Source organism: Streptomyces sp. 3-6, from assembly GCF_056323165.1.
Genome location: NZ_JBWHZP010000027.1, coordinates 1 through 19,359 on the forward strand (window position 1 = coordinate 1; position 19,359 = coordinate 19,359).

A 19,359-nucleotide genomic window follows, 5' to 3' on the forward strand; every position below is an offset into this window, starting at 1 on the left:
GTCCGGATCGGTGCCGGGCCGGGTGCCGGTGGCGTCCGCCATCGCGGTCCGCAGCAGTTGGTAGACCACGAGGAGTGCGTGGATCTCCTGGTTGATGCCTTCGGGAGTCCGGGCGCGAAGGACCCTGCCGCCCAGGATGGTCGACTTCAGTTCCAGGTAGGTGGTTTCGATCTCCCAGCGCTGGTGGTAGAGCGTGGCCAGTTCACCGGCGGGGTGGCGGTGGTGGTCGAGCAGGGTGGTGGCCAGCCGGTAGAGGCCGGTGTGTTTCCCGGTTCTGGTGGTGACCGTGATCTCGCAGTCGACGACGCGGACTTGTACCGGCCCGAGGACGGAGAGGTAGGAGCCGTCCCGGTAGCGGGCCAGAACCGGCATCCGGCGGCCGTTCTTGAGCCGGACCAGGACCTCGGCCCCGGTGACCGCGATGTCGTTGATCAACCCTTGGGCGGCGAAGTTGCGGTCGGCCAGAAGGATCATTCCCGGTCGCAGGCTGGGCAGCAGGCGTGGGGCGTAGGTGGTCTCACCCGAGGTGGTGGGTCCGAAGACGGCGTCGATGAGAGTGCGGGTGCCGCAGGCGACCAGGGCCAGCAGACGGACCTGCGGGTAGCCGGTCCCGCCGTGGTTGCCCGCCTGCTTGGTGAACCGGGTCAGGACCGCGGGGTTGTCGGGCACAGTCATGGTGGTGCCGTCGACCGCGACCACCAGCAGACCGCGCCACCACGCTCCCGGTGTCCGTGGCCCGGCCACGGGGCCCTTCAACAGGTCGAACAGCCATTTCAGCGGTGCGGCGCCGATACGGCGGCGGGCCTGGGCCAGCGCGCTCGCCGACGGCGCGGCCAGGGGCAGACCGGCCAGCGCACCCGTGAGCTTGCGCCAGACCCCGGGGTATCCCACCTCCGGGAACAGACACGCGGCCAGCAGCAGGTAGACGACCACCCGAGACGGCAGATCCCGCAGTCGTTCCTGGACCCTGCCGGTCGCCTTCAATGCCTCGTCGACCATCTCGAAGGGTATGAGCTGGGTGAGTTCACCGAGGTGGCCGGGCGCGAACCGGCCTCCGGCCACCGTGACGACACGCGTGATGGCACACTGTTCGGACAGCGGAGCCTCCGGTACTTGTGAACGGCTTGTCTTGGTCGACTGCCAGTTCTACCGGGGCTCCGCTCCTCACGTCCGGCGAAACCGCAGTTCACAACCCCTGGACAACCCCACCCAGCCCGCAAACTTCACGGCCTTGGGGCTAGCTCCCCGCAGCGGCCCCCGGCGGTGCCGTGCTGCTGCGGACGACCAGGCTGGTGGCCAGTTCGACCCGGGTCGCGGGCGGCGCCTCGTCGGAGCGGCCGAGGTCGAGCACCAGCCTCGCCGCCGCCTCCGCCATCTCGGTCAGCGGCTGTCGGACGGTCGTCAGCGGCGGTCCCACCCAGCGCGCGATCGGCAGGTCGTCGAACCCGACCACGCTCACGTCCTCCGGGATCCGCAGGCCCAGCTCGCGCGCGGCCTCGTACAGCCCGAGCGCCTGCAGGTCGTTGCCGGCGAAGACGGCGGTGGGCCGGTCGGGCCGGCGCAGCAGGGCGAGGCCCTGCCGGTAGCCGGCCTCGTGGTGGAAGTCGCCGGTCACGACCAGTCCCGGGTCCACCGGCAGTCCGGCGGTCTCCAGGGCGGCCCGGTAGCCGTCGACGCGTGCGCGGCTGCACATCATCCGCGAGGGCCCGCTGATGGCGCCGATCCGGGTGTGGCCGAGTTCGATGAGGTGGCGGGTGGCGGCGAGCCCGCCCTGCCAGTTGGTGGCACCGATGGACGGCACGTCGGTGCCCGGGTCCCCGGCCGGGTCCATCACCACGAAGGGGATCGAACGGCTGGTCAGCAGCGCCTGCCCGGAGGCGTCGAGGCCCGAGAGCACCAGGATCACACCGTGCGGGCGCCGGGCGGCGACCTGGTCGGCCCAGGTGCGGCCCGGCGTGAGCCGGCCGGCGCTCTCGGACAGCACGACGCTCAGCCCGGTGCTCCTGGCGACGTTCTCCACGCCCCGGATGACCTCCATCGCCCAGGCGCTCTCCAGTTCGTGGAAGACCAGGTCGATCAGCGGCGAGCGGGTGGCCTCGGCGCGTCGGCGCCGGTAGCCGTGGGCGCGCAGCAGCTCCTCCACCCGGTTGCGGGTGCCGGGCGCGACGTCGGCGCGACCGTTGAGCACCTTCGAAACAGTCGGTGCGGAGACACCCGCCTCACGGGCGATCTCGGCGAGGGTCGCGGACTGTGCGGTGCGCCGTCGCGGCCGGGCTTCGGCGGGCTGCGGGGAAGTCATGGCGGCGATCGTAACCCCGTGGGGCGCGGGTGGCGTAGTGCTGGGGAAGACAGGAAAGGACGACCGGTTTCCGACCGACGCCCGGAACTTTCGCCCTCACCGGCTAAACATTCGCGAGACCTCCCCCGGGGAAGGACCTCACCAGCGCACGGCCTGTTCCCCTCAGCGGTCCCGGCCGGCTCCCGCTCGGCCCACCCGTCCCCGGTGGACCGCGGGTCACGCGCCGCCGACGGACCCGACGGACTCGAATCGCCAGCGGTGCACGGGCCGGGCGGTCGTCCCCGCGTCCGGCTCGGGCAGTTCGGGGAGGTCGGCGTCGTACGGGGCGTCCCACCAGGTGATCACCAGGACCCGGTCCTGAGGCGCCCGGAGGACCTCGCGGCGGACGGGCGGCGCGGGGAGTTCCCGCAGCCGCTCCTCGGCCCAGGCCAGCAGGTCGGGCCCCTTCCCGGGGAGCGCGCGGGCCTCCCACATCAGGGCGACCGTCATGAGTACAGGTTCTCCTTGGCGGTCTCGTGCACGTGGTCGTGGTCATGACTGTGGGCGTGGCCGTGGCCGTGCGCGTGCCCGTGGGGCCGCCCGTCGGCGTCGAGGGGGGCGCTGCCCGGCACGTGCGGTTCCGTCACCGGCAGGGACGAGTCGGCCGAGAGGTCCCAGTCGGAGGCGGGCCGGTTGCGGGCCACCATCTCCGCGCCCAGGGCGGCGACCATCGCGCCGTTGTCCGTGCACAGCTTGGGGCGGGGCACGCGCAGCCGGACGCCGGCCGCGTCGCAGCGCTCCTGGGCCAGGGCCCGCAGACGCGAGTTGGCGGCGACTCCCCCGCCGATCATCAGATGGTCGACACCCTCGTCCTTGCACGCGCGCACGGCCTTGCGGGTGAGGACGTCCACGACCGCCTCCTGGAAGGAGGCCGACACGTCGCGCACCGGCACCTCCTCCCCCGCCGCCCGCTTGGCCTCGATCCAGCGGGCCACGGCCGTCTTCAGCCCGGAGAAGGAGAAGTCGTACGCCGGGTCGCGCGGGCCGGTCAGGCCGCGCGGGAACGCGATGGCGTGCGGGTCGCCCTCGCGGGCGTACCGGTCGATGACCGGACCGCCGGGAAAGCCGAGGTTCAGCACCCGGGCGACCTTGTCGAACGCCTCGCCCGCCGCGTCGTCGATGGTCGCGCCCAGGGGGCGGACGTCGGAGGTGATGTCCGTGGACAGCAGGAGGGAGGAGTGCCCGCCGGACACCAGCAGCGCCATCGTCGGTTCGGGGAGCGAGCCGTGCTCCAGCTGGTCGACGCAGATGTGGGAGGCGAGGTGGTTGACCCCGTAGAGCGGCTTGCCGAGGGCGTAGGCGTACGCCTTGGCCGCCGTGACGCCGACCAGGAGCGCGCCGGCGAGGCCGGGGCCGGCGGTGACGGCGATGCCGTCCAGGTCGCGGGCGCTCACCCCGGCGTCCTTCAGCGCGCGCCGGATGGTGGGGACCATCGCCTCCAGGTGCGCGCGGGAGGCGACCTCCGGGACCACTCCGCCGAAGCGGGCGTGCTCGTCGACGCTGGACGCGACGGCGTCGGCCAGCAGGGTGGTGCCGCGCACGACACCGACACCGGTCTCGTCGCAGGAGGTCTCGATCCCCAGAACGAGGGGTTCGTCAGCCATGGTTCTCGGTTCCTTGTACGCCGTTCACGGATCGGTCCGGGGCGGTGGGCGGGGTGGAGGGGTCGGTCAGGCGCATCACCAGGGCGTCCACGTTCCCCGGCTGGTAGTAGCCGCGCCGGACTCCGATGGTCTCGAAGCCGAAGCGCTCGTAGAGCTTCTGGGCGCGGACGTTGTCGACGCGGCACTCCAGCAGCACCTCGCTGCACTCGAAGGCGGTCGCGGCCCGCAGCAGGTCGGTCAGCAGCCGCGAGCCGAGGCCGGTGCCCCAGTGGTCCCGGGTGACGGCGATGGTCTGGACGTCCGCGCCGCCGCCTGGGGATCCGTCCTCCGGGGAGTCGCCCCCGGCGGACCCGCCGCCGGGGGAACCGCCCGCGCGCTCCCCGCCCGCGGAAGCGTCCGGCGCGCCGTCCTGGGCCGCGCCGGAGGCGGCGAGCCCGGCGTAGCCGACGATGCGGTCGCCCTCCTGGGCGACCACGTACCGCCGACTCGCCCCGGGGCCGCGGGCGTGGGCGAGTTCGGACCAGAACATCCCGCGGGACCAGGCGTCCTCCGGGAACAGTTCGCGTTCCAGTTCCAGGACGGGCTCGATGTCCCACCACCGCATCTCACGCAACACGACTGTCTCGGCTCCCGTCACTTCGGGGTGACCACCTTGTAGTTCTTGGGGACCTGGGCATCGGGACGGCGCAGGTACAGCGGCCGGGGCGCGGGCAGCTCCGCACCGGCCGCGAGTCTCTCGGCGGCCAGCCGGGCCAGCGCGGCGGCGGACACGTGCTCGGGTTCGTGGGCGCGCGGGAAGGTCTCGGGGTAGAGCAGCGCACCCGCACCGACCGCGGGCAGGCCCCTGACCTGCTCGGCGATGTCGGCGGGCCGGTCCACGGCCGGGTCGGTGACCCGGGTGCGCGGGTCCGCGTACCGGGCCCAGTAGACCTCCTTGCGGCGGGCGTCGGTCGCCACCACGAAGGGGCCGTCCACCGCGGCGGCGTGGGCGAGACCGTCCAGCGTGCACACACCGTGCACGGGGACCCCGAGCGCGAGTCCGAAGGTGTCGGCCGTCATCAGGCCGACGCGCAGTCCCGTGTACGGACCGGGGCCGATGCCGACGACGATGCCGGTGACCGCGTCCAGCCCCCGGCCGGCCTCGGAGAGGACCCGGTCGATCGCCGGAAGCAGCAGCTCCCCGTGGCGGCGGGCGTCCACCTGGCTGGAGGAGGCGATGACGTCGTCGCCGTCGTGCAGCGCGACGGTGACGGCGGGGGTGGCGGTATCCAGAGCGAGCAAGAGCACGCAAACAGCCTACGGCGCTCGCGGCGGCGCCACGGCCGCACGGGGCGAACGGTCACGGACTGCTACCGTCGGTGCCGCGTACGCACACAACGGGCAGACCGGGACAGAGGTGACCACGGTGGCAGGCAGCAGTTCGGCGATCGTCGCGGGACTCACCGCGGCGGCCCTCGCGGCGGTCGGCTACCTCGGCTACCAGGCGTCGGCGAACGTGCCCCCCGAACTGCGCCGGGCCGCCTCCTCCGGCGCCGCCCCGGCGGCGGCCTCCGAGGCACCCGCGGCCGAGCGGGGGCCGAACGCCGTGCCCGCCGGATCCGGACGGGGCGTCCGGGTGGTGTACTCGCTCGGCAGCGACCGGGTGTGGCTCGTCGAGGACGGCGGAAAGATCAAGCGCACCTTCACGGTCAGCCCCAGCACGGTGGACCCGGCGCCCGGCACCTACCGGGTCACCTCGCGCTCCAAGCGGATCACCGGTTCGGACGGCATTCCGGTCGAGCACGTCGTGCGGTTCACGAGTGTCGAGGGCACGGTGATCGGCTTCAGCGCGGCGGTCGACGGTTCGACGCCCGCGCTCGACCCCGGCGTGCGGACCGGGGGCATCCGCGAGAAGCGTGCGGACGGCGCGGCGATGTGGTCCTTCGCGACGATCGGGCGCGAGGTCGTCGTCGTCCCCTGACGCCGGGCGCGCCGGCACCGCCCCGGCCGGGACCGCGCCGGCCGGCACGTCTCACACGGACACAGCCACCTTCCGCCGGCACGACGTCCGGCGTCGTCGGCGTGGGCCGTCGACGGTCGACGGTCGACGGGTCCGAGCGGTGCGGTCCGGTGGTAGGTCCGCGGGGCCGGACCGTGGGGGACCGTCGCTACGCGGCCTCGCGGCGATGCTCCTCGGGCCCGTAGACACGCGGCTCCGGGGGCGGAGGCGGGGTGGAGACCGCGGCGGCGGCGGCGCAGGACGCCAGCAGCTCACGCATGGACACCGTGGGCGACGACGGCGGCGACACCGGCCGCGTCGGGGACGAACGGGCACTCTCGGTGGCCGCCATGGACGCCTCCTGCGAGTCGGGGGCGGACGTGGTTAGGTAAACCTAACTACGCTCTGGGTACCATGTGAACACGTCGATGAGGCGGAACGCAACATTTTCCCGACACCCTGTCGGAAACTCCCGCGACGCCGGTCCTGAGCCCGCGTCCTCCCGGTGGTTCCGGTGACACGCCCGCGATGACGGCGGCGCAGAGCATCCGGTACCCCCGACGGCAGCGCACGAACGGACGGAGCACGACGGAGCGCACCGGAGCAGTCCCGCGCGCAGCGCACCGGCGCCCGGGAGCCCTGTGCCCGAGCCGGACCGGAGCCACCCGGCCCCGCCCGCGCGCCCCCTGCCGTCCCGTGAGCCCCTCTCGCTCCCGCGATTCCGCGGCCCTCACGCACCAGCCCGCCGCGCCGCGCCCTCGTCCGGGCGCCCGCGTGCGGGATCCGCGGCTCAGGCCGACAGCACGCTCGGGTCGGTGCCCGCCCAGCGGTCGCCCACGCCGGTGAGCGTCACGTGCCGGACCTCGTCGGTGGTGTCCCCGACGGCCCGGTGGATGACGACCTGGAGGCGGTCGTCGGTCAGCTCCTCGACCTTGCCCTCGCCCCACTCGACCACCACCACCGACTCGGGCAGCGAGACGTCGAGATCGAGGTCCTCCATCTCGTCCAGGCCGCCGGACAGCCGGTAGGCGTCCACGTGGACCAGCGGCGGCCCGTCGCCGAGGGACGGGTGCACGCGCGCGATCACGAACGTCGGGGAGGTGACGGCGCCGCGCACCCCCAGCCCTTCCCCGAGCCCGCGGGTCAGCGTGGTCTTCCCGGCGCCGAGTTCGCCGCTGAGCATCACGAGGTCACCGGCGCGCAGCAGCTTCGCGAGGCGGCGGCCGAGGTCCCGCATCTGCTCGGGTGAGGTGACGGTCAGCTCTACGGGAGGCGCGGACGGCGGCTCAGCCGGGCCGTGCGGTGCTGCTGGTGCTTCCATAGCCCTTCACGGTAGCCGCTGCCGGCAGCGCCCCCGCACGGACGAGGAGGTCGGCGAGCCGGTCGGTCACCACCTCCGGGTGCTCCAGGATGACCAGGTGCCCGGCGTCCGGGACCAGGACGAGCTCCGCGTCCGGGAGCAGGCCCGCGATCTCCTCGCTGTGCTCGCTGGGGGTGACCAGGTCGTCCACCCCGGCCAGCACCAGCACCGGCAGGTCCGCGAAGTGGGCGAGGGCCTCGGTCTTGTCGTGGTCGTTGAACGCCGGGTAGTACTCGGCGACGACGTCGATGGGCGTGCCCTCGATCATCCGCTCGGCGAACCGGGCGACGGCCGGATCGACGTCCCGGGAGGCGAACGAATAGCGCTTGATGATCCCCGCGAACAGGTCGGCGGTGGCCCGGCGGCCCTTCTCCACGAGCTCGGCACGCTGCCCCAGCGCCTTCAACACGCCCGGCAGCACCCGCCGCACCGCGTTGACCCCGGCCACGGGCAGCCCGAAGTTGACCTCGCCGAGCCGCCCCGAGGACGTGCCCACCAGGGCCACGCCGACGACCCGTTCGCGGACCACCTCGGGGTGGAGGTCGGCGAAGGCCATCACCGTCATCCCGCCCATGGAGTGCCCGACCAGCACGATCGGCCCCTCCGGCGCCGCCGCGTCGACGACGGCCTTCAGGTCGCGGCCGAGCTGTTCGATGGTGACGGGCTCGCCGCGCTCCGTCTGGGCCGCCCCCCGGCCGCTGCGCCCGTGGCTGCGCTGGTCCCAGTGGACGGTGCGCACCACGCCCCGCAGGGCCGCCCGCTGGAAGTGCCAGGAGTCCTGGTTGAGGCAGTAGCCGTGGCAGAAGATCACGGTGACCGGGGCCGGTGACCTGCGCCCGAACAGCCGCCGCCGGCGGGCGGGGGCGGGCTCCGGGTCCAGGTCGTCGACCTCGTAGTACAGCTCGGTGCCGTCGTCGGCGTACGCCTTGCCGGGGGTGCCGCGCAGCGCGCCGTAGGGCCCGGCGGAGTCGAGGGCGAGCCGCGCCTTGCGCCGTATTCCCCGGCCGACCGTCATCCGTTCCAGGGCGACCCCGGCCGCGGCACCGGTGGCGAGCACGCCTATCGCGACGCCGGCGACCCCGGTCGCCCGGCGCCAGCCGGCGGGGGCCCCGGCGGCGGAAGCGGCGGCCGCCGTGGCGGCGGACGCGACGGTCTCCGCACTCGTCTCGCTCACGTACCGCTCCTCTTCGCGGGGTCCAAGGGGTCCAGGGGGTCCGAGGGATTCACCGGATGCACCGGGTTCACCGGTGCGTCGGGTCCGCCGGGTCGGCCGGGGCCACCGGGCCGCCGGTCGCGGGGGCTGTGGGTCTCAGGGCGGGCTCCCGGGGCCGGTCGGGCGGGGACGCTCCCGCCGGACGCTGTCTCACGTCGTGTGACGTCCCCGCGCCGGGCGTGGTTCACCCGGCCGCCGGGGCCTCGTTCCCCGGATGCCCGCTCAGGGCGCGCCGGATGCGCCGGGGCCCTCCCGCCGGGCGGGCGCGCCGCTCCCGTCCCGCGGGCCGCCGCCCTCCCGGCCCTCGGCCGGGGACGGGGCACCCGCGCCTTCCGGGGACGCGTGCAGGTGGACGCGGGGGACACGGCCGCCGATCCGGGTGACGATGTCGTACGCGATCGTACCGGCGGCCTGGGCCCAGTCCTGGGCGGTGGGCTCGCCCCGGTCGCCGGGGCCGAAGAGCACCACCTCGGCGCCGGCCGGGGGCTCGTCCCCGCCCAGGTCGACCACGAACTGGTCCATCGCGATCCCGCCGGCCACCGTGCGCAGCTTGCCGTCGACGAGCACCGGGCCCGCGCCGGAGGCCTGCCGCGGCACCCCGTCCGCGTAGCCGACCGGGACCAGGCCGAGGGTGGTCGGGCCCGGGGTGACGTACCGGTGGCCGTAGCCGACGCCGTGGCCGCCGGGGGTGTGCTTCACCAGGGCCAGGGAGGCGGACAGGGTCATCGCCGGACGCAGCCCGAAGTCGGCCGGGGTGCCGAGGGCGGGGCTCGGGGCGATGCCGTAGACCGAGACGCCGGACCGTACGAGGTCGAAGTGGCTGTCGGGGCGGGTGAGGACGGCCGGCGAGTTGGCGATGTGCCGGACCTCGGGCCGGACCCCCCGGGCCTCGGCGGCCGCGATCATCTCCCGGAAGCGGGTGAGCTGGTCCGTGGTGGCCGGGTGGCCGGGCTCGTCGGCGCACGCCAGGTGGGACCAGATGCCGACGAGCCGCACCAGCCCGTCGGCCTCGGCGCGCAGCGCGGCGGCGACCAGGTCGGCCCAGTCGCCGGGCTGGCAGCCGCCGCGCCCGAGGCCGGTGTCGGCCTTGAGGTGCACCCTGGCCGGACGCCCGGCGAGACGCACGGCCGCCGTGACCTCCTCCAGGGCCCACAGGCCGCTGACCGAGACGTCGATGTCGGCCTCGACGGCCTCCCGCCACGGCCCGCCCGGCGTCCACAGCCAGCACATCACCCGCACGTCGGCCGGCACACCCGCCCCGGGGGCGCGCAGCGCGAGCGCCTCGTGCGGGGTGGCCGCGCCCAGCCAGGTCGCCCCGGCCTCGACGGCAGCCCGGGCACAGGGGAGCGCGCCGTGCCCGTACCCGTCGGCCTTGACGACGGCCATGAAGGCGGCGCCCGGCGCGTGGGACCGCAGGCTGCGCACGTTGGCGCGCACCGCGGCGAGGTCGATCTCCGCACGGGCCCGCAGGTGCGCGGTCCCCGGTGAGGCAGGTGTCTCGTTCATCGCGCTCAGTCTCTCAGAGGGGGTGGACGGCCCCGGGGCACCGGCGTCCGCCCCTTCGGACACCGCCCCGGCACCGGAGCTCATCAACGACGTCTGCACCCAAGCATCCCGGCGCCGGCCCTTGCGCACCGGGGTCCGGGGTCCGCGGCCGGGAAGGGACCGGTCCATGGAGCCGGAGGTCGCCGGAGGTCGCCGGACGGGGAGCCGAGCGGCGGGGGCGGGACCGGCCGCCGGCCGACGAGGGATGCGCACGACGGGAGCGGGACCATCCGCCCGCACCCGGTCCCCTCTGGTCCGCCGCCACACCGCCCGCCACCGGCCGTGAGGACCAGCCGCCCCTCACCGGTCGAGAGGGTCAGCCGCGCATCACGTCCCGCCACGCCCGGATGATGTGTCCGGCCACGTCCTGCGCCCCCGTCGGTGCCCCGTCCGCCGCGAATCGGCCGGCCAGGCCGTGGAGATAGGCCGCGACGCTGCCGGCGTCCCGTGTCGACAGCCCCGCCGCCAGCAGCGAGCCGGCGAGTCCCGACAGCACGTCCCCGCTGCCCGCGGTCGCCAGCCAGGAGGTCCCGGTCGGGTTCACCCGTACGGGACCCCCGTCGGGGTCGGCGACCAGAGTCGTGGAGCCCTTGAGGAGCACGGTCGCCCGGTACCGCCCGGCCAGCTCGCGCGCGGACCGCAGCCGCGCCCCCTCGACCTCCCCCCGGTCGACGCCGAGCAGGGCGGCGGCCTCCCCGGCGTGCGGGGTCATCAGGGTCGGCGCCCGCCGGGCCCGTACGGCGTCGGGGTCGGCCAGCCGCAGCCCGTCGGCGTCGATCAGCACCGGTACGTCGGCGGCCAGTACCTCCGCCACGGTCGCCGCGTCCTCCCCGGCCCCCGGCCCCGTCACCCACGCCTGCACCCGGCCCGCGTGCGCGGGGCCCCGGTCCGACACGAGCGTCTCGGGGAAGCGGGCGATCACCGCGTCGCCGGCGGGGCCGACGTACCGCACGGCGCCCGCGCCGCCCCGCAGCGCCCCGGCGACGGCGAGCACGGCGGCGCCCGGGTAGCGGGCGGAACCGGCGGCGACGCCGACGACACCCCGCCGGTACTTGTCGCTCTCGGCCCCGGGCTCGGGCAGGATCCGGGCCACGTCGGCGTGCTGGAGGGCCTGGAGTTCCGCTTCGGCCGGCAGGGTCAGTCCGATGTCGACCAGCCGCACCGACCCGGCGTACTCCCGCGCGGGATCGATCAGCAGGCCCGGCTTGTGCGTCCCGAACGTCACCGTCAGGTCGGCGCGGACGGCCGTCCCGTGCACCTCCCCGGTGTCGGCGTCGACCCCGCTCGGCAGGTCCACGGCGACCACCGCGCCACGTGACCGGCGGGCCGCCTCGGCCAGCGGCACCGCCTCCGGCCGGAGTCCCCCCGTGCCGCCGATCCCGACGATGCCGTCCACGACGAGGTCGGCCCCCTCGACCAGGCCGACGGCGCCGTCCACCCCCACGGTCCGGCCGCCCGCCCGGCGCAGTGCCGCGAGCCCGCCGGGGTGGGCGCGTTCCGGCGCGAGCAGCACCGCCGTGACGCCCGCGCCGCGCCGGGCGAGCCGGGCACCGGCGTACAGGGCGTCGCCGCCGTTGTCGCCGCTGCCGACCAGCAGCACCACCCGGCTGCCGTAGACCCGCCCGAGCAACTCCGCGCAGGCCGCGGCGAGTCCGGCGGCGGCGCGCTGCATCAGCGCCCCCTCCGGCAGCCGCGCCATCAGGTCCCGTTCCGCCGCCCTGACCGTCTGAACGCTGTACGCAGTCCGCATGCGTCCGAGTGTCCCGCACCGGCCGCCCCGACTCCCGGACCGGCACCACGGAGCGGCCGGACCGGCACCACGGAGGGGAGGTGTCAGACGGGCATGGAGGCGAAGGCGGAGACGAAGGCAGCATGAGCCGAGAGGGTGAACGGGCGGTGCAGCGTGCGGGAGCGCGGAGGGGAGCCGGGGGCGCAGCAGGGCTGCGGCACCGAAGGAGGGCACGGCCCCGTGAGCGGGGCTGCCGGGCACCGGCACGAAGCCGTCCCGCCCGCACTCCCGGAAGCCCTGACGCCCGGAAGCCCCTACGCCCGGCAGCCCGAACACCCTGAAGCCCGAACAACCCGGCAGCCCGGACGCCCGGGGGCCGGGCCACCCCTGTGCGCGGTCCCGGGAATTCCCCGCTACCGCCGCCGGTTGCGCCGCAGCCGGATCAGGGCGAAGAGGATGCTCAGCGAGGCGGCGACGACGAGCATCGCCTCGCCCCAGACCGGCAGGTCGACCGCCACGCCGGGGAAGGCGAGCGGGACGGTGCCGCCCGTTCCGGCGGCCGGGCCCGGGCCCGTCATCCCTCCGCCACCACGACCGCCGAGGCCACGCCCGCGTCGTGGCTCAGCGACACGTGCCAGGAGCGGACGCCCAGTTCGGCGGCGCGGGCGGCCACGGTGCCCCGCACCCGGATCCGGGGCCGGCCGCTGTCCTCGCAGTACACCTCGGCGTCGGTCCAGTGCATGCCGCCGGGCGCCCCCAGGGCCTTGGCCAGCGCCTCCTTGGCGGCGAACCGGGCGGCCAGCGAGGCGACGCCCCGCCGTTCCCCGCCGGGCAACAGCAACTCGCCCTCGACGAAGAGACGGTGAGCCAGTGCCGGCGTGCGTTCCAGGGACGCCGCGAACCGTTCGATCTCGGCGACGTCGATCCCGACCCCGATGATGCTCATGCGGTCACCCTACGGCCGCGGGCGACGGCGCGCCGCAGCGGACGGAGAGGCCCCGGCCGCCGGACGCGCCGTCCCGCCCGGTCAGTCCAGCTTGGCCAGCTGGGCGTCCGCGATCTCGGCCGGGAAGTCGAAGTCCTCGCCCTTGGCGAGCGCCGCGAAGTCGACGGCGGCGAAGGAGACGACCGTGGAGCCCTTGCGGGCGACGACCACCTTCATCGGCGCCGACAGACCCTCCTCGAGCTCCATGTCGACCGTCACGGAACGGCCCTCGTCGGCCCCCTCGGGCCGGTCGGCCGCGGTGACCTTGACCGCCTTGGTCTTCTCGCCGACCGCGGTGTACGCGTAGCCGCCGGCGCACTTCTCGGTGGCGGCGTCGACGTCCTTGATGACCTGCTCGGCGCCACCGTCCTCGTAGGAGGCGAGGGTGATGATCATCTTGCCGCCGCCGAGGCCGGCGAGCAGCGCCTCCTCGGGGTCGGCGTCGGCGGCGGGCTTCTCGGCCTCGCCCGTCCACGACCGCTTCACCGTCGCGGCCGGCGAACCCACCGGCACACCGCCCTGGAGGAGGGCGAGGGGCTGGCACGCCTTGTCCGCGGCGGTGACCTGATCGGCGGAGGCGTCGTCCGACGCGGGCAGCTTGGTGACCACCTTGCCGTCCTTGACGTCGGCCTGGGCCAGCGCCGCCTTCTCCAGTTCGGCGGCGGTCAGCGCCTTGCCCGAGGACGCGGGCGCGGACGAGGCGGGGGCCGACGCGTCCCCCTTCTTGTCCTCGGCGGCCTTGTCGTCACCGGAGCCGCCACAGGCGGTGACGAGCAGGGCGAGGGCGGCGGCGGAGGCGGCGAGCGCGGTACGGCGCACGGCGGTGGACGTCACTGTGGTCTCTCTTCAGGAAAGTGCGGACAATTCCGCACGCGTGTTCGCACTTTATGCACAGGGACTCCACAGATGATCAAGCATGCGACTATCCGGTACATGACCGTGACACCGACGTGATCCTGACGGTCCCACCCCCTGTGGCCTGCGCCGGAAGCCGCCGCTCCGCACACCTCCACGGCCCGCCGGCCTCCCTCGCGGCTCCCCCTCCCCGCGCCGGGGCCGGGCGCGTGACGCACCCCACCCGCCGACCCGTTCGTCCTCCGTTAACAATGGACTGTGATCTCACCGGTCTCCTCGATGTCTCGCAACGCCCACCGGCAGCGGCCGGAGGCGTCCCCGTACGTGGACCTCACCCGTGCGGAGTGGAGCGCCCTGCGCGAGAAGACGCCGCTGCCGCTGACCGCCGAGGAGGTGGAGCGGCTGCGCGGACTCGGTGACGTCATCGACCTCGACGAGGTGCGGGACATCTACCTCCCGCTGTCCCGGCTGCTCAATCTGTACGTGGGGGCCACGGACAAGCTGCGGGGCGCGCTGAACACCTTCCTCGGCGAGCAGGGGTCCCAGGCCGGTACGCCCTTCGTCATCGGGGTCGCCGGATCGGTGGCCGTGGGCAAGTCCACCGTCGCCCGGCTGCTGCGGGCCCTGCTGTCGCGCTGGCCCGAGCACCCCCGCGTCGAACTGGTGACGACCGACGGCTTCCTGCTGCCCACCCAGGAGCTCCAGGCCCGCGGGCTGATGTCCCGCAAGGGCTTCCCCGAGTCCTACGACCGGCGCGCGCTCACCCGGTTCGTCGCCGACATCAAGGCCGGCAAGGACGAGGTGACCGCGCCGGTCTACTCCCACCTGATCTACGACATCGTCCCCGGCGAGGTGCTCACGGTGCGCCGCCCGGACATCCTGATCGTCGAGGGGCTCAACGTCCTGCAGCCGGCGCTGCCCGGCAAGGACGGCCGGACCCGGGTCGGACTCGCCGACTACTTCGACTTCAGCGTGTACGTGGACGCCCGGACCGAGGACATCGAGCGCTGGTACCTCAACCGCTTCAAGCGGCTGCGCGAGACGGCCTTCCAGGACCCGTCGTCCTACTTCCGCCGCTACACGCAGGTCGCGGAGGAGGAGGCGCTGGACTACGCCCGCACCATGTGGCGCACGATCAACCGGCCCAACCTGGTGGAGAACATCGCCCCCACCCGCGGCCGGGCCACCCTCATAGTCCGCAAGGGACCGGACCACAAGGTGCAGCGCCTGCGCCTGCGCAAACTCTGACGGCGGCCGGGGGTCCGGCGGACGCTCCACGACAGTGGGACTCCCCCGGACAGTGAGTCCCCGGACCGCCTGCCCCACCCCGGCCGAGCCCGCCGCTCTCGGCTGCTGTCCGCCGCCCTCCGCCGATCCCCGCCGAGCGGCGGCGGAGGGCGCCGGGCAGCCCGCGCCCCCACGGGCACCGGGCCGCCCCACTTCCGGGGGCCGCCCCCGCCCCCGTCAGCCCAGCGCCGACTTCACGGTGTCCGCGAGACGGCCGGCGACGGAGCGGGCCTGGTCGATGTCGGCGGCCTCCACCATGACGCGGACCAGCGGTTCCGTCCCGGAGGAGCGCAGCAGCACGCGGCCGGTGGCGCCCAGCTCCCGCTCGGCGTCCGACACGGCGGCGGCGAGTTCCGGGGACGTGGTCACCCGGGACTTGTCCACGTCCGGCACGTTGATGAGGACCTGCGGCAGCCGCTCCATGACCGACGCCAGTTCCCGCAGCGGGCGCCCGGTCTCGGCGACCCGGGCCGCGAGCATCAGGCCGGTGAGCGTGCCGTCGCCGGTGGTGGCGTGGTCGAGGATGATCACGTGGCCGGACTGCTCGCCCCCGAGGGCGTAGCCGTTGCGCTTCATCTCCTCCAGCACGTACCGGTCACCGACGCCGGTCTGCACCAGGCGGATGCCCTCGCGCTCCATGGCCAGCTTGAAACCGAGGTTGGACATCACGGTGGCGACGACGGTGTCGGAGCGCAGCGCGGACCGCTCCCGCATCGCCAGGGCGAGGACGGCGAGGATCTGATCGCCGTCGACCTCCTCCCCGGTGTGGTCCACGGCCAGGCAGCGGTCGGCGTCGCCGTCGTGGGCGATGCCGAAGTCGGCGCCGTGCTCCACGACGGCGGCCTGCAGCCGTTCGAGGTGGGTGGAGCCGCAGCCGTCGTTGATGTTGAGCCCGTCCGGTTCGGCACCGATGGTGACGACCTCGGCGCCGGCCCGCGCGAACGCCTCCGGCGAGACCCGGGCGGCGGCACCGTGCGCCTCGTCGAGGACGATCCGCAAGCCGTCCAACCGGTTCGGCAGGACGCCGACGAGGTGGGAGACGTAGGTGTCGAGTCCCTCCGCGTAGTCCCGCACCCGGCCCACGCCGGCGCCGGTCGGGCGGTCCCAGGGGGCACCGGTGCGGTGCTCGTCGTACAGGGCCTCGATGCGGTCCTCCAGCTCGTCGGCCAGTTTGTGGCCGCCGCGCGCGAAGAACTTGATGCCGTTGTCGGGCATGGCGTTGTGACTGGCGGACAGCATCACCCCGAGGTCGGCGCGGAGCGCACCGGTGAGGTGGGCGACGGCGGGCGTCGGCAGCACACCGACCCGCAGCACGTCCACGCCCGCGCTGGCCAGACCGGCCACCACGGCGGCCTCCAGGAACTCCCCGGAGGCACGCGGGTCACGTCCCACCACGGCGGTCGGGCGGTGCCCCGCGAAGGTGCCCGCCTCGGCCAGTACGTGCGCGGCGGCCACGGAGAGGCCCATCGCCATCTCCGCCGTCAGGCCCGCGTTGGCGACGCCACGCACGCCGTCCGTGCCGAAGAGTCGTCCCACTTGTCCTCCTGAGGAAGCGTCAGTGTCGAATGACCGTGCCGTGGTGACGTCCCGGCCGTGCCGGGACGTTGGACCCGCCCGCGCGTTCGACGGTTGTGCCGCTGACGAAAGATGTGATGTGTTCCGCGGTCGTGATGCGTGTGCGGCTCGCGCATCCATGGCCACACCGGGCCCGACCATCCGATCACATTAGCGTTTGAGCGCCTTGTGTCGTTATACGCCCATGGCGGTGAAGAAACGAACGCCCCGGCGGCACGGGGCGTGCCGCCGGGGCGTTCGGATGACCTGCTTCGGCCAGCTGCGACTAGCGCTTGCTGTACTGCGGGGCCTTGCGGGCCTTCTTCAGACCGGCCTTCTTCCGCTCGACCGCACGGTCGTCGCGGCGCAGGAAGCCGGCCTTCTTGAGCGGGCCGCGGTTGTTGTCGACGTCGGCCTCGTTCAGCGCACGGGCGACACCGAGACGGAGCGCACCGGCCTGACCGGAGACGCCGCCACCCGCGATGCGGGCGATGACGTCGTAGCGGCCCTCGAGCTCGAGCACCTTGAAGGGCTCGTTGACTTCCTGCTGGTGCACCTTGTTCGGGAAGTAGTCCTCGAGGGTGCGACCGTTGATCTTCCACTTGCCGGAGCCCGGGACGATCCGGACGCGGGCGATGGCGTTCTTGCGACGGCCCAGGCCGGCGGCCGGCTGGGGCTCGCCGAAGCGGGACGCCATGGACTCCGAGGTGTACTCGCCCTCGACGGGGGCCTCGGACTCGGTGGTGTAGCTGTCGATGTCAAGCTCTTCGAGCGGCTGCTCGGCAGTGGTCTCGGCCACGATTCTCCTCAGATTCTGTTCAGTCTTAGGGGGTGGCCGGACTTACTGCGCGACCTGGGTGATCTCGAACGGCACCGGCTGCTGGGCAGCGTGCGGGTGCTGGTCGCCCGAGTAGACCTTCAGCTTCGAGAGCATCTGACGGCCCAGGGTGTTCTTGGGGAGCATGCCCTTGACGGCCTTCTCGATGGCCTTCTCGGGGTTCTTCGCCAGCAGCTCGTCGTAGCGGACGGAGCGCAGACCGCCCGGGTAGCCCGAGTGGCGGTACGCCATCTTCTGGGTCCGCTTGTTGCCGGAGAGGTGCACCTTGTCGGCGTTGATGATGATGACGAAGTCACCGGTGTCGACGTGAGGGGCGTAGATCGGCTTGTGCTTGCCGCGCAGGATGGAGGCCGCAGTGGAGGCCAGACGACCCAGGACGACGTCCTGAGCATCGATGACGTGCCACTGGCGCGTCACATCGCCGGGCTTGGGGCTGTACGTACGCACGGTTCGTAGCCTTCGCTTCTTCAGTGAATGGTCCTGACAAGGTCACCGAAGACGATCACGACAGCCCTGACCGCACAGCGGTGACGCAAACCGCGTGCTGGTCGCTGGTCATCGGCCCGGTGGACCGGTGTAAGGGCCCCTCACGTGAGAATGAGCAAGCCAATACACATAACGAACCTGCAGACTACCCGCCCGCGGCCGGACGGGTCAAAACGGGGCCCGTGCCCTCGGCCACCCGGCCCGGCACCGGCGCCCCGCACCGATGCGACCACGGTACGCCGGCCCCTCCGGGGGCGCAGCGCCTCGCGGAGTGCTGCCGCCCCGGCGGGGCGCCCGGCCCGCGGGGCGGGGCGGCGGGGGCCACGGCCGGAACCGTCACCACCGACGCTCCGGCCGGGCCGCCCGGCGCCGGCCGTACCGCCCCCACTCACGTGCGCCTCGTCATACGGGCGCGCACCCACCGCCCGCAGCGCACGCCAGACCCCGACGCACCCCGGCCGGGCACCGCGCGCGGGCGCCCGACGCGCCTCTGCCCGAGGTCGCAGGCGCCCCGCACCCCGCAGGCGCCGCCACGGAGGTCCCGCGCACCGCCCGCGGGACCCCGTGGACGGGTCGCACCAACCACCCGCAGTTGTCGCTTTTGCCCCTCGTCGCGCGGGCAACGCCAAGGGTTGCGCGGCCCGTTGAGGCGGACCAGCACACCCCGTGCCCCGTCTAAGATGCGCCCCATGAGTTATGGGCAGGGGGGACCTCAACAGTCGTGGGATCCCTGGAAACCGCAGTCTCAGCAGCCCTGGAACAGCGGGGGCTCCAGCCAGTCGCCCGACTGGGCCGCGCTGGCCGACGCCTCCGAGGCCCGTCACAAACGACGCCGTCTGTTCTTCATCGGCGGCGGTGCGCTGGCCGCCGTCGCGATAGGCACGGCCGTTGCGGTGGCCGTCGTCTCCGCGGGCGGTGACAACCGGACCGCCGGCGGCCCGTCGTCCCAGCTGCCCGGGACCACCACGATCCCGAGCGCCGAGGCCACCGTGCCGTCGTTCGCCCCGACCAGCGCCCCGCCCCCGCTGGACCCGGCGGACTTCATCGCCAGCGCGAAGAAGGACCGGGCGCCCCTGGCCCCGGACGTCCTCTTCCCCGGCACGCAGCTCACCATGGGCGAGACGGTCTACAAGAAGGGCCCGACGGCCGACACCCGCAACTGCGGGTCCGCCGCCAAGGCGACCCTCCCCAAGGTGCTGGCGGACAACGACTGCACCCGCCTGATGCGCGTCACCTACACCAAGGACGGTGTCGCGGTCACCGTCGGCGTCGCCGTCTTCGACACCGAGGAGCGGGCAGCCGCGGCGAAGAAGCAGGCCGACAAGCGGAGCATCGTCAAGTCCCTCGCGGGCGGCGGCGTCAAGGAGTTCTGCGACGGCGCGGTGTGCCGCTCCACCACCAACTCGGTCGGCCGCTACGCCTACTTCACGCTGGCCGGGTTCACCGACGGCAAGGACGTCACGGAGAAGGACACCGCCGTGTTCGCCGCGGGCGACGACCTCGCGGAGTTCACCTTCCGTCAGATCCGCCGCCGGGGCGAGGCCCAGGCGTCGGCGGCGGCGAGCGAGTAGCCGGCCGGCACCGGGC

General features: G+C 74.1%; 20 protein-coding genes. 4 read left to right on the forward strand and 16 right to left on the reverse strand.

Annotated features, from left to right (window positions below):
- The 6 genes from AC02VZ_RS24180 to tsaB form a co-directional block, all read right to left on the reverse strand.
- A partial coding sequence (locus tag AC02VZ_RS24180) for an IS4 family transposase (protein ID WP_476476383.1) occupies positions 1 to 1,062 on the reverse strand: 1,062 nt, incomplete at its 3' end.
- A 175-nt stretch (positions 1,063 to 1,237) separates the two neighbouring features.
- Positions 1,238 to 2,299 carry a LacI family DNA-binding transcriptional regulator gene (locus tag AC02VZ_RS24185; RefSeq protein ID WP_432055033.1) on the reverse strand — a complete coding sequence of 354 codons (1,062 nt, stop codon included), beginning with the start codon at positions 2,297 to 2,299 and terminating at the stop codon, positions 1,238 to 1,240.
- Positions 2,300 to 2,515: 216 nt separating this feature from the next.
- Entirely contained in the window at positions 2,516 to 2,788 is a 273-nt protein-coding gene (locus AC02VZ_RS24190) for a hypothetical protein (RefSeq protein WP_476476384.1), read from the reverse strand.
- Positions 2,785 to 3,942 carry a tRNA (adenosine(37)-N6)-threonylcarbamoyltransferase complex transferase subunit TsaD gene (gene tsaD / locus AC02VZ_RS24195; protein WP_476476385.1) on the reverse strand — a complete coding sequence of 386 codons (1,158 nt, stop codon included), beginning with the start codon at positions 3,940 to 3,942 and terminating at the stop codon, positions 2,785 to 2,787. Before tsaD ends, AC02VZ_RS24190 begins: the two co-directional genes overlap by 4 nt.
- The gene (locus AC02VZ_RS24200) at positions 3,935 to 4,579 is read right to left on the reverse strand and encodes a GNAT family N-acetyltransferase (protein ID WP_432055030.1); all 645 of its coding nucleotides are present in this window, start codon (positions 4,577 to 4,579) and stop codon (positions 3,935 to 3,937) included. Before AC02VZ_RS24200 ends, tsaD begins: the two co-directional genes overlap by 8 nt.
- Positions 4,576 to 5,229, reverse strand: coding sequence for a tRNA (adenosine(37)-N6)-threonylcarbamoyltransferase complex dimerization subunit type 1 TsaB (gene tsaB / locus AC02VZ_RS24205; RefSeq protein WP_432055029.1), 654 nt, complete (start codon positions 5,227 to 5,229; stop codon positions 4,576 to 4,578). Before tsaB ends, AC02VZ_RS24200 begins: the two co-directional genes overlap by 4 nt.
- A gap of 118 nt (positions 5,230 to 5,347) precedes the next feature.
- Between tsaB and AC02VZ_RS24210 the strand changes: the two genes are divergently transcribed.
- Together AC02VZ_RS24210 and AC02VZ_RS24215 are read left to right on the forward strand one after the other, a co-directional pair.
- Positions 5,348 to 5,902: a hypothetical protein gene (locus tag AC02VZ_RS24210; RefSeq protein WP_432055028.1), complete on the forward strand. Its 555-nt coding sequence runs from the start codon at positions 5,348 to 5,350 to the stop codon at positions 5,900 to 5,902.
- Between the two features lie 251 nt (positions 5,903 to 6,153).
- Complete coding sequence (locus tag AC02VZ_RS24215) at positions 6,154 to 6,312, forward strand: hypothetical protein (RefSeq protein WP_476476386.1); 159 nt, start codon at positions 6,154 to 6,156, stop codon at positions 6,310 to 6,312.
- A 398-nt stretch (positions 6,313 to 6,710) separates the two neighbouring features.
- On the opposite strand, the gene tsaE is transcribed toward AC02VZ_RS24215, so the two are convergent.
- The 7 genes from tsaE to AC02VZ_RS24250 all read right to left on the reverse strand — a co-directional run bounded on the left by tsaE (position 6,711) and on the right by AC02VZ_RS24250 (position 13,586).
- Positions 6,711 to 7,241 (reverse strand): tRNA (adenosine(37)-N6)-threonylcarbamoyltransferase complex ATPase subunit type 1 TsaE, encoded by a 531-nt coding sequence (gene tsaE, locus AC02VZ_RS24220; RefSeq protein WP_432055026.1) that lies wholly within the window; start codon positions 7,239 to 7,241, stop codon positions 6,711 to 6,713.
- A complete protein-coding gene (locus tag AC02VZ_RS24225) occupies positions 7,207 to 8,454 on the reverse strand; it encodes an alpha/beta fold hydrolase (RefSeq protein ID WP_432055025.1) in 1,248 nt (415 codons plus the stop codon). The genes tsaE and AC02VZ_RS24225 overlap by 35 nt, the downstream gene beginning before the upstream one ends.
- A gap of 261 nt (positions 8,455 to 8,715) precedes the next feature.
- Positions 8,716 to 9,999: an alanine racemase gene (gene alr / locus AC02VZ_RS24230; protein WP_432055024.1), complete on the reverse strand. Its 1,284-nt coding sequence runs from the start codon at positions 9,997 to 9,999 to the stop codon at positions 8,716 to 8,718.
- A gap of 355 nt (positions 10,000 to 10,354) precedes the next feature.
- Positions 10,355 to 11,788: an NAD(P)H-hydrate dehydratase gene (locus tag AC02VZ_RS24235; protein ID WP_476476387.1), complete on the reverse strand. Its 1,434-nt coding sequence runs from the start codon at positions 11,786 to 11,788 to the stop codon at positions 10,355 to 10,357.
- Positions 11,789 to 12,180: 392 nt separating this feature from the next.
- The gene (locus tag AC02VZ_RS24240; RefSeq protein WP_432055022.1) at positions 12,181 to 12,345 is read right to left on the reverse strand and encodes a hypothetical protein; all 165 of its coding nucleotides are present in this window, start codon (positions 12,343 to 12,345) and stop codon (positions 12,181 to 12,183) included.
- Positions 12,342 to 12,713: a holo-ACP synthase gene (locus AC02VZ_RS24245; protein WP_432055021.1), complete on the reverse strand. Its 372-nt coding sequence runs from the start codon at positions 12,711 to 12,713 to the stop codon at positions 12,342 to 12,344. The genes AC02VZ_RS24240 and AC02VZ_RS24245 overlap by 4 nt, the downstream gene beginning before the upstream one ends.
- A gap of 81 nt (positions 12,714 to 12,794) precedes the next feature.
- Positions 12,795 to 13,586, reverse strand: coding sequence for a hypothetical protein (locus AC02VZ_RS24250; protein ID WP_432055020.1), 792 nt, complete (start codon positions 13,584 to 13,586; stop codon positions 12,795 to 12,797).
- A gap of 300 nt (positions 13,587 to 13,886) precedes the next feature.
- Between AC02VZ_RS24250 and coaA the strand changes: the two genes are divergently transcribed.
- The gene (gene coaA, locus AC02VZ_RS24255) at positions 13,887 to 14,855 is read left to right on the forward strand and encodes a type I pantothenate kinase (RefSeq protein WP_362092474.1); all 969 of its coding nucleotides are present in this window, start codon (positions 13,887 to 13,889) and stop codon (positions 14,853 to 14,855) included.
- Positions 14,856 to 15,071: 216 nt separating this feature from the next.
- Here the strand turns inward: coaA and glmM are convergent, their stop codons facing one another.
- From glmM to rplM, 3 genes are all read right to left on the reverse strand, one after another.
- Positions 15,072 to 16,430 carry a phosphoglucosamine mutase gene (glmM, locus tag AC02VZ_RS24260; protein ID WP_432055019.1) on the reverse strand — a complete coding sequence of 453 codons (1,359 nt, stop codon included), beginning with the start codon at positions 16,428 to 16,430 and terminating at the stop codon, positions 15,072 to 15,074.
- Positions 16,431 to 16,734: 304 nt separating this feature from the next.
- Positions 16,735 to 17,247 carry a 30S ribosomal protein S9 gene (gene rpsI, locus AC02VZ_RS24265; RefSeq protein ID WP_164335014.1) on the reverse strand — a complete coding sequence of 171 codons (513 nt, stop codon included), beginning with the start codon at positions 17,245 to 17,247 and terminating at the stop codon, positions 16,735 to 16,737.
- A 42-nt stretch (positions 17,248 to 17,289) separates the two neighbouring features.
- Positions 17,290 to 17,733, reverse strand: a complete 444-nt coding sequence (gene rplM, locus AC02VZ_RS24270) for a 50S ribosomal protein L13 (protein WP_019526965.1) — start codon at positions 17,731 to 17,733, stop codon at positions 17,290 to 17,292.
- A gap of 728 nt (positions 17,734 to 18,461) precedes the next feature.
- Between rplM and AC02VZ_RS24275 the strand changes: the two genes are divergently transcribed.
- A complete protein-coding gene (locus tag AC02VZ_RS24275; protein ID WP_432055018.1) occupies positions 18,462 to 19,343 on the forward strand; it encodes a hypothetical protein in 882 nt (293 codons plus the stop codon).
- Positions 19,344 to 19,359: the final 16 nt, after the last annotated feature.